Source organism: Burkholderia sp. ABCPW 111, from assembly GCF_000773065.1.
In the GTDB taxonomy this organism is placed as follows: domain Bacteria; phylum Pseudomonadota; class Gammaproteobacteria; order Burkholderiales; family Burkholderiaceae; genus Burkholderia; species Burkholderia savannae.
The window spans coordinates 170,032-178,699 of sequence record NZ_JPWT01000110.1 but is presented as its reverse complement, the minus strand read 5'-3'; the positions used below and the strand labels follow the sequence as shown (position 1 = coordinate 178,699).

The window sequence follows — 8,668 nt, the reverse complement described above, 5'->3', positions numbered from 1 at the left end:
CGGCGGTCGGCGGTCGGCGGTCGGCGGTCGGCGGTCGGCGGTCGGCGGTCGGCGGTCGGCGGTCGGCGGTCGGCGGTCGGCGGTCGGCGGTTGGCGGTCGGCGGCGCAACAGTATCCGTCGCAGACGACTTCGACCGCACGCACCGCGCCGCCGTCCCCGCATCGGATGCACCGCACGGACCGCGCGCCGCACGGTGCGCCGCCCGTTCAGGCGGCTCGCACGAAGAGCCGCCGCGTCAGATCGAACGCGACCAGATTCCCGGCGACGACGAGCATCAACCCGAGCACCGCGAGCGACGACCATCGATATCCCTCGAACACGGTCGATACGGCGAGCGCGACGATCGGAAACAGCACCGTGCAATAGGCCGCGCGTTCCGGCCCGATCCGGCCGACGAGGGTCAGGTACGCGGTGAACCCGATCACCGAGCCGGGCACCGCGAGATAGACGAGCGCGCCGAGATAGCGCGGACTCGTGTCGATCGCGAGCGGCAGCCCGGCCGCGACGCTGCCGACGGTCACGATCGTCGCGCCGATCAGCATCGCCCAGCCGTTGGTCGCGAGCGGATGAAGTCCCATCGACTGCATGCGGCTCGACAGCAGATTGCCCGCCGAGAAGCACATCGTGCCCGCAAACGCGATCGCGAGGCCGATCCAGGTCGCGCGATCGTCGACGTGCCCCGCCATCTGCTGCCAGAACAGGCACGCGATGCCCGCCAGGCCGAGCAGCGCGCCGGCAACCGCGGACGGCCGCAGCGGCCGCCCCATGAACACGCGTCCGTTGATCGAGTTCAGCAGCGGCGCGGTCGAGAACACCACGGCGACGAGGCCGCTCGGCACGACCTGCTCCGCATAGTAGAAGCACAGGAAATTGAGACAGAAGAGCGCGAGGCCCTGCGCGGCGAGATAGCGCCACGCTTCGCGCGGCGGCCGGACCGGCCGGCGCATCACGCGCAACAGCACGAACATCGCCGCCGCCGCGAGCCAGAAGCGCCACGCGATCGACACGGGCGGCGGCACGCTGCCGAGCTGCCATTTGATCGCGATCCAGGTGGTGCCCCAGATCAGCACGGTGACGACGTAAAGCGACAGATTCATGGCGGATTCGAAAGCAGAAACGGAATCGGATTCGGAAACACGATTCCGACTATGCCGCCGCGCATCCGGCGCCGATTGTCTGGAATTGCGGTCATTTGCACCTGGGCGGGCCGTGCACGCGCGCGCACGCTTATACTCGCCTCATCATGCATACGCCCTCCACGCCTGCGCTCGATGCGCGCCTGTCCGTGCCCGCCGCCGATTTCGTCGGCGACGAGGTGCCGTTCGGCCTGCAGTCCGTCTGCCGGACGCTCGCCGAGGCGAACGCGACGCTCGAACGCTTCGCATGGCTCGGCGATCACCTCGCGATCGCCGAGTGGACGCGCATCACTGAGGAAAGCGAAACGGTCTACGCGCAGCCCGGCCATCACACGCTGTCGTGCTATCTGGACGGCGGCTACCGCACCGAGCGGCAGAAGGTCGCGCGCTACGGCGCGCCGAGCCTGCTCTGCGCGCTGCCTGGCGATCATGAATCGCGCTGGTGGGTGCGCGGCGAAATGCATTTCGTCCACCTGTACTTCCTGCCGGAGCACTTCGCGCAGCGCGCGATCCGCGAGCTCGACCGCGAGCCGCGCGAGCTGAAGCTCGCCGATCGCACGTATTTCGAGGATGCGCGCGTCGCCGCGCTATGCCGCTCGCTCGCGCTCGAGCGCTGGGACGACGCCGACGGCCGGCTGCGCGTGAACGAAACCTCGCACGAAGTGCTGAGCCTGCTGTTGCGCGGGCAAAGCATGACGTGCGCCGACACGCCGTTCAAGGGCGGGCTCGCGCCGGCCGTGCGCCGCCGCGTGCGCGACTACATCGACACGTACCTGACGCAGCCGATGACGCTCGGCGAGCTCGCGGCGCTCGCATCGCTGTCCGAATACCACTTCTCGCGCATGTTCCGCGTATCGTTCGGCCGTGCGCCGCACGCGTGGATCGCGCAACAGCGCCTCGTTCGCGCGCGCACGCTGCTGCGCGCGACGTCGCTGCCGCTCGCGCAGGTCGCCGCGCGGTGCGGCTACGCGAACGCCGCGCACTTCAGCCACCGCTTCCGCGATGCGCACGGCGCGACGCCGGGCGAGTACCGCCGGGCGATGCAGGCCGCGTAGCCGGCCCGGACATCGCCGCGCGTCGCGTCACTCGCCGCGCCCCGACAGCGCCTGCTCGAGCGCCGAGACGCCCGCCGGCAGATCGACGGGCGCCTTCAGATCGATCATCGTGCGGCCGAACGCGTGCAGCGTGCGGAACAGATTGTGCTCGCGGCATTGCTCGCCCATCTGGCCGATGCGCACGATCGGCAGGCCGAACGAGCCCGAAATCTCGACCTGGTACTGCTTCGAGATGTGTCCGCAGATGAGCCCCGGCGTGAGCCCGTCCGGCACGGCGATGCCGACCACCGAGTTCAGCCGGCACGACTCGGGCGCGTAAAGCTCGAGCCCCATTCCGGTGATGCCCGCCTGCAGCGCGAGCGAGCAGCGCAGATGCCGCGCGTAGCGGTTCTCGAGCGTCTCCGCGCAGACGAGCCGCAACGCCTCGTGCAGCGCGAGCACGCCGGACACGGGCGCCGTGTAGTGATAACCGGCGTTGTGCCAAAAGTTCTCGGCGAGCGCCATGTCGAGGCACCAGTGCGTGTTCGGCGCCGGGCGGCTCTTCATCCGCTCCCACGCGGCGTCGGAGAACGCGATCAGCGACACGCCCGGAATCGACGACAGCCCCTTCTGCCCGCCCGTGATCACCGCGTCGATGCCCCACGCGTCCATGTCGAGCGGCATCGTCGACAGCGTGCAGACGGCGTCGACGACGACGAGCGCGCCCGCCGCCTTCGCGATCGTCGCGATTGCCTTCAGATGGCGGTTCCACACCGTGTTCGACGTCTCGCCGTGGACGATCGTGACGATCTCCGGGCGCTCGCGCGCGATCGCGTCGGCGATCTCGTCGAGGCTCGCCACGGCGCGATCTGGCACGTCGATCGACGCGACGCTCGCGCCGACGCGCGTCGCCATCTCGGCCATCCGCGCGCTGAAGAAGCCGTTCTTGACCGACAGCACCCGGGTGCCGGGCCACGCGAGATTCGAGATCGCCATCTCCATCGCCGCGGAACCGGGGCCCGCGACGCCCAGCACCCACTTCGTGCGCGTCTGGAACACGTAGCGGGCCATTTCCTTCACCTGCTCGATGATCTTCGCCATCGTCGCGCCCAGGTGATTGATCACGATCGTGTTCGCCTTCGCCACCGCCGCCGGGATCGGCACGGGGCCCGCGCCCATCATGAGGAGCGGTTCTTCGGGCAGAATCGCGTCGAGCGGGACGACGACGGGACAGGGAATCGGCGAATGATCGGTCGTGGACATGAGCTGAGCGGAACAACGGGTTGAGAATACGGTGATCGATCGATCATTCCGCGAACCGTTGCAATACGCAAGTGTTTTGATCGACGCGAGCTTCGGATGGGCGCGACGGCGGCGGCGGGCAGCGCGGCGACGCATCCTGCCGGCCCGCTTCGCCCGCGCACCTGCGTTGCCGCGAGCCGGCCGCGGCCGCCCCGGGCCGCGGCGAACCGGGTTCGCCGCTCGCCGCGCCCGCCGTCGCCCGCGGTCGTCGACGGCCCGCCTGCGACGCATCAGTACTTGACGCCCGCCGCGGCCCGCCTTTCTTCTTATTCGGCCGCCGGCGCTTTTCTCGCGCGACGCCCCCGGAAAATTCCCACCCGCGCCGTCCGAATAGGCCAAATCGTCATCAAATCCGCCTCCCACTAAATCGAAAAATCATTTTTTGCAACCCGAACCGTCAAGCTTTTCGAAAAAGCTTGCATTAACCATTCGATGCGATGCAGCAAATTTATTTGTTCCGCGCCGGAAAAGAACCTTAGACCGCATTGCAATCCGCTCACAAAAATCCCCGGAAAAATGCTCGAACGGCGTGCGCCGCACGGCGCTGCGCACTCCGAACCAGCGGAGTACCGTACTGGAAACGGTACCGCGCCGGCCGCGCCGCGCGGACGCCTCGCAGGGATTAAAACTGCCGCATTCGTCGAATATCATCCGCGCAAATCTCGGAATCGGTTCACACCCCGCAAATAGGGATCGCCGATCCCGACGACCGATTTATTACATTCGAGATGAAATAATTATTTAGTTGACTGATGCACTCAGCTTATTGAACAATTTGCCCAGCCTTCGATGATTCGATATTTAAGACAAGTTCTGTGCTGATCCGACAGCCGGTGGCTTGCCATGATCGAAGGCGAAAAACACAACATAATCATTTAATGGGCCAACGAAAGCTATGAACCAAATCCAGACCATGCGTGTTTTCGTATGTGTTGCAGAACTGCAGAGCTTCCGGCGGGCGGCGCGGAAACTCGGCGTATCGAATGCGCTCGTCACGCGTTCGATCGCGATGCTCGAGACACATCTGAACACGCGCCTCATCCATCGCACGACGCGCAATCTGTCGCTGACGGAAGCGGGCATCCGCTACCTCGACGGCTGCCGGGCGCTGCTCGAGGAGTTCGATCAGCTCGAGGCCTCCGTCGAGCGGGCGGTTCATGAGCCCGTCGGCACGTTGCGCGTCGCCGTGTCCGGGTTGCTGTCGCCCGGCCGGGTCACGCCCCTCGTCGACAGCTACCGGCGTCAGTACCCGAAGGTCCGCGTGCAGCTGACGCTGACCGAAGGGCCGCTCGACGTGATCGAAGCCGGCTACGACGCCGGCCTCGTCACGGGCGGCCGCCTCGACGGCAACCCGGCGCTGATCGGCCATCCGCTGATGCCGAACACGCTCGCGCTGTGCGCCGCGCCTTCATACATCGAACGGCACGGCGCGCCGCACCGGCCCGACGATCTCGTCCGCCATGCGTGCATCGCGCTGCCGGCCGACCAGCACTCGTCGACCTGGCGCTTCGTCGATCCGGATCACTTCACGCACGTCGTGTCGCTGCAGCCCGTCTACACGGTCAACAGCGCGTCGATGGTGCGCGCGGCGACGCTCGCCGGCACCGGCATCTCGGTGCTGCCCGAAAGCTACATCGCCGACGCGCTGGAAAGCGGCGAACTCGTGCGGATTCTCGGCGACTACCGGATCGACGATCCCGACACGCAGCTGTCGATCGTCTATCCGAACCGCCAGTTCCTGCCGGCGCGCACCCGCAGCTTCGTCGAGCACGCGCTGTACCACCTCGGCGGCCAGAAGACCGAGACGAACGGCCACTACTTCATGCGCGAGGCCGGCACGGCGAAGCGCCCCGACGTCGTCACGGGGCTCCAGTGACGCTCGGCTGAAGTAAACTAATGCGCACCCTTTACCGGAGGCAAAGCGTGCGCGTGATTCTTTTCAGCAGCCGGCAGTACGACCACGATTCGTTCGATGCCGCCAACCAGTCGTTCGGCTACCGGCTGCATTTCCAGCCTTCCCATCTCGACGCGGAGACGGCGATCCTCGCGCGCGGCTACGAGGTCGTCTGCCCGTTCGTCAACGACACCCTCGACGCCGCCGTGCTCGAGGCGCTCGCCGCGGGCGGCACGCGCCTCATCGCGCTGCGCTCGGCGGGCTTCAACCATGTCGACCTCGCGGCGGCGGCCCGGCTCGGGCTCATCGTCGTGCGCGTGCCCGCCTACTCGCCGCATGCGGTCGCCGAGCACGCGGTCGCGCTGATCCTCGCGCTCAACCGCCGCCTGCCGCGCGCCGTCGCGCGCACCCGCGAAGGCGACTTCTCGCTGAACGGGCTGCTCGGCTTCGATCTCTTCGGCAAGACGGTCGGCGTAATCGGCACGGGCCTTATCGGCAGCGTGTTCGCGCGGATCGTGGCGGGCTTCGGAATGCGCGTGCTCGCGCATTCGCTGCCGCCGCACGACGACGCGCTGATCGCGCTCGGCGTGCGCTACGTGCCGCTCGAGCAGTTGCTCGCCGAATCGGACATCGTGAGCCTGCACTGCCCGCTGATGCCCGCCACCCATCACCTGATCGACGCCGGCGCGCTCGCCCGGATGAAGCCGGGCGCGATGCTGATCAACACGAGCCGCGGCGGCCTCGTCGACACGCAGGCGCTGATCGACGCGCTGAAGACGGGCCAGCTCGGGCATCTCGGGCTCGACGTCTACGAGGAGGAAAGCGGGCTCTTCTTCGAAGACCATTCGGATCGCCCGCTGCAGGACGACGTGCTCGCGCGGCTGCTCACGTTCCCGAACGTGATCGTCACGTCGCACCAGGCGTTCTTCACGCGCGAGGCGCTCGCGGAGATCGCGCATACGACGCTGTCGAACATCCGCGCATGGCAGGACGGCGCGCCGCGAAACGTCGTTGACGCGGTGCAGCAGGGCTGACGGCGAGCGGGGGCGGACGCGCCGTGGGCAGTGCGGCGTAGGCCGTATGGGCCTTGGATCTTGGGCCTTGGATCTTGGGCCTTGGGCCTTGCGCCTTGGGCCTTGCGCCTTGGGCCTTGCGCCTCACGCCGTGGGCCGCGGACCTTGCGTCGTGCTCCGGCACGCCGATTCGGCGGGTCGGGCCCCGTCGGCTAAACCCCTTATTGGCGCGCCGCGCGAGTCTGCTATCGTTGCGGCGATTCTTCGCCTCCACCCGTTTCGCCAGTTCACCATGCGTTTCGACGAACCCGCGATCGCCGCCGTCTACCGGGCGATCTTCGAGCGGCGCGACATGCGCCATTTCACGTCCGCCCCGGTCGATCCCGCCGTTCTCGCGCGCTTGCTGCGCGCCGCGCATCACGCGCCGAGCGTCGGCTTCATGCAGCCGTGGCGCTTCATCCGCGTGACCGACCCCGCGCTTCGCGAGCGCATTCACGCGCTCGTCGACGCCGAGCGCCGCGCGACCGCCGACGCGCTCGGCGAGCGGCACGACGAATTCATGCGGCTGAAGGTCGAAGGCGTGCGCGAATGCGGCGAGCTCCTCGTCGTCGCGCTCGCCGACGGGCGCGAGCGGCACGTGTTCGGCCGCCGCACGCTGCCGGAGATGGATCTCGCGTCGGCCGCTTGCGCGATCCAGAACATGTGGCTCGCCGCGCGCGCCGAGGGGCTCGGGATGGGCTGGGTGTCGCTCTTCGACGTCGACGCGCTACGCCGGCTGCTCGCGATGCCCGACGGCGCGAAGCCGATCGCCGTGCTATGCCTCGGCCACGTCGACGCGTTCTACGCGAAGCCGATGCTCGAGGAAGAGCGGTGGGCCACGCGGATGCCGCTCGAGGAATGCCTGTACGAGAACGGCTGGGACACCGCGCCGACGCCTGCGCGCAACACCTGATCAGGCCCTAAACACAGGGGTTTTCCCTGAGATAAAATCCCGGCTGTCCCGCTCGCTTCCATCGGCGCGCCGCATCCCGCGGCGCCGGAGGCGGCGGCCCTCCCGCGAGTCGTCCATGCCGCTGCCCCTCTTCGCCCTTGCCGTTGCCGCGTTTGGTATCGGTACCACCGAGTTCGTCATCATGGGCCTCCTGCCGAACGTCGCGCGCGACCTAGGCGTGTCGATTCCGGCGGCGGGCATGCTCGTGTCCGGCTACGCGCTCGGCGTGACGATCGGCGCGCCGATTCTCGCCGTCGTCACCGCGAAGATGCCGCGCAAGGCGGCGCTGCTTTCGCTCATCGGCGTGTTCATCGTCGGCAACCTGTTTTGCGCGATCGCGCCCGGCTACACGGCGCTGATGATCGCGCGCGTCGTCACCGCGTTCTGCCACGGCGCGTTCTTCGGCATCGGCTCGGTCGTGGCGAGCAGCCTCGTCGCGCCGAACAAGCGCGCGCAGGCGATCGCGCTGATGTTCACCGGCCTCACGCTCGCGAACGTGCTCGGCGTGCCGCTCGGCACCGCGCTCGGCCAGGCGTTCGGCTGGCGCGCGACGTTCTGGGCCGTCACCGGCATCGGCGCGCTCGCGGCAGCAGCGCTCGCCGTCTGCGTGCCGAAGCGCCTCGAGATGCCCGCCGCCGGCATCGCGCGCGAATTCGGCGTGCTGCGCAATCCGCAGGTGCTGATGGTGCTCGGCATCAGCGTGCTCGCGTCGGCGAGCCTCTTCACCGTGTTCACGTACATCACGCCGATCCTCGAGGACGTGACGGGCTTCACGCCGCACGACGTCACGCTCGTGCTGCTGCTCTTCGGCCTCGGCCTGACGGTCGGCGGCACCGTCGGCGGCAAGCTCGCCGACTGGCGGCGGATGCCGTCGCTCGTCGCGACGCTCGCGGCGATCGGCGTCGTGCTCGCCGCGTTCGCGGGCACGATGCGTACGCCGCTGCCCGCGCTCGTGACGATCTTCGTGTGGGGCGTGCTCGCGTTCGCGATCGTGCCGCCGCTGCAGATCCTGATCGTCGACCGCGCGAGCCACGCGCCGAATCTCGCGTCGACGCTCAACCAGGGCGCGTTCAATCTCGGCAACGCGCTCGGCGCGTGGCTCGGCGGCACCGCGATCCACGCGGGCGTGCCGCTCGCGAAGCTGCCGTGGGCGGGCGCCGTGCTCGCGATGGCGGCGCTCGCGCTCACGCTGTGGTCGGCGTCGCTCGAACGGCGCGCGGTGCCGGGGCCGGCCGAATGCGCCTGATGCGCGGAGCGCGCGAGGCAGCGATTCGCTGCGCGGCGCGCCCGCGCGCCG

General features: G+C 68.6%; 8 protein-coding genes. 5 read left to right on the top strand and 3 right to left on the bottom strand.

What is annotated here, in order from left to right:
• Nucleotides 1-207 precede the first annotated feature (207 nt).
• The gene (locus X946_RS25470; RefSeq protein WP_038753424.1) at nucleotides 208-1,098 is read right to left on the bottom strand and encodes a DMT family transporter; all 891 of its coding nucleotides are present in this window, start codon (nucleotides 1,096-1,098) and stop codon (nucleotides 208-210) included.
• 146 nt (nucleotides 1,099-1,244) lie between these two features.
• On the opposite strand from X946_RS25470, the gene X946_RS25465 reads away from it, so the two are divergent.
• A complete protein-coding gene (locus X946_RS25465; protein ID WP_038753468.1) occupies nucleotides 1,245-2,192 on the top strand; it encodes a helix-turn-helix domain-containing protein in 948 nt (315 codons plus the stop codon).
• 27 nt (nucleotides 2,193-2,219) lie between these two features.
• Here X946_RS25465 and X946_RS25460 read toward each other — a convergent pair whose 3' ends face one another.
• The gene (locus X946_RS25460) at nucleotides 2,220-3,434 is read right to left on the bottom strand and encodes a pyridoxal-phosphate-dependent aminotransferase family protein (RefSeq protein ID WP_038753420.1); all 1,215 of its coding nucleotides are present in this window, start codon (nucleotides 3,432-3,434) and stop codon (nucleotides 2,220-2,222) included.
• A 414-nt stretch (nucleotides 3,435-3,848) separates the two neighbouring features.
• Nucleotides 3,849-4,124 (bottom strand): hypothetical protein, encoded by a 276-nt coding sequence (locus X946_RS34575; protein ID WP_152611815.1) that lies wholly within the window; start codon nucleotides 4,122-4,124, stop codon nucleotides 3,849-3,851.
• A 244-nt stretch (nucleotides 4,125-4,368) separates the two neighbouring features.
• Here X946_RS34575 and X946_RS25455 point away from each other — a divergent pair, with 244 nt between their 5' ends.
• From X946_RS25455 to X946_RS25440, 4 genes are all read left to right on the top strand, one after another.
• Entirely contained in the window at nucleotides 4,369-5,349 is a 981-nt protein-coding gene (locus tag X946_RS25455) for a LysR family transcriptional regulator (protein WP_010105992.1), read from the top strand.
• A 47-nt stretch (nucleotides 5,350-5,396) separates the two neighbouring features.
• Nucleotides 5,397-6,401: a 2-hydroxyacid dehydrogenase gene (locus tag X946_RS25450; protein ID WP_038753417.1), complete on the top strand. Its 1,005-nt coding sequence runs from the start codon at nucleotides 5,397-5,399 to the stop codon at nucleotides 6,399-6,401.
• A 271-nt stretch (nucleotides 6,402-6,672) separates the two neighbouring features.
• Nucleotides 6,673-7,332 (top strand): 5,6-dimethylbenzimidazole synthase, encoded by a 660-nt coding sequence (bluB, locus tag X946_RS25445; protein WP_038753415.1) that lies wholly within the window; start codon nucleotides 6,673-6,675, stop codon nucleotides 7,330-7,332.
• A 115-nt stretch (nucleotides 7,333-7,447) separates the two neighbouring features.
• A complete protein-coding gene (locus X946_RS25440) occupies nucleotides 7,448-8,617 on the top strand; it encodes an MFS transporter (RefSeq protein WP_038753413.1) in 1,170 nt (389 codons plus the stop codon).
• Nucleotides 8,618-8,668 lie beyond the last annotated feature (51 nt).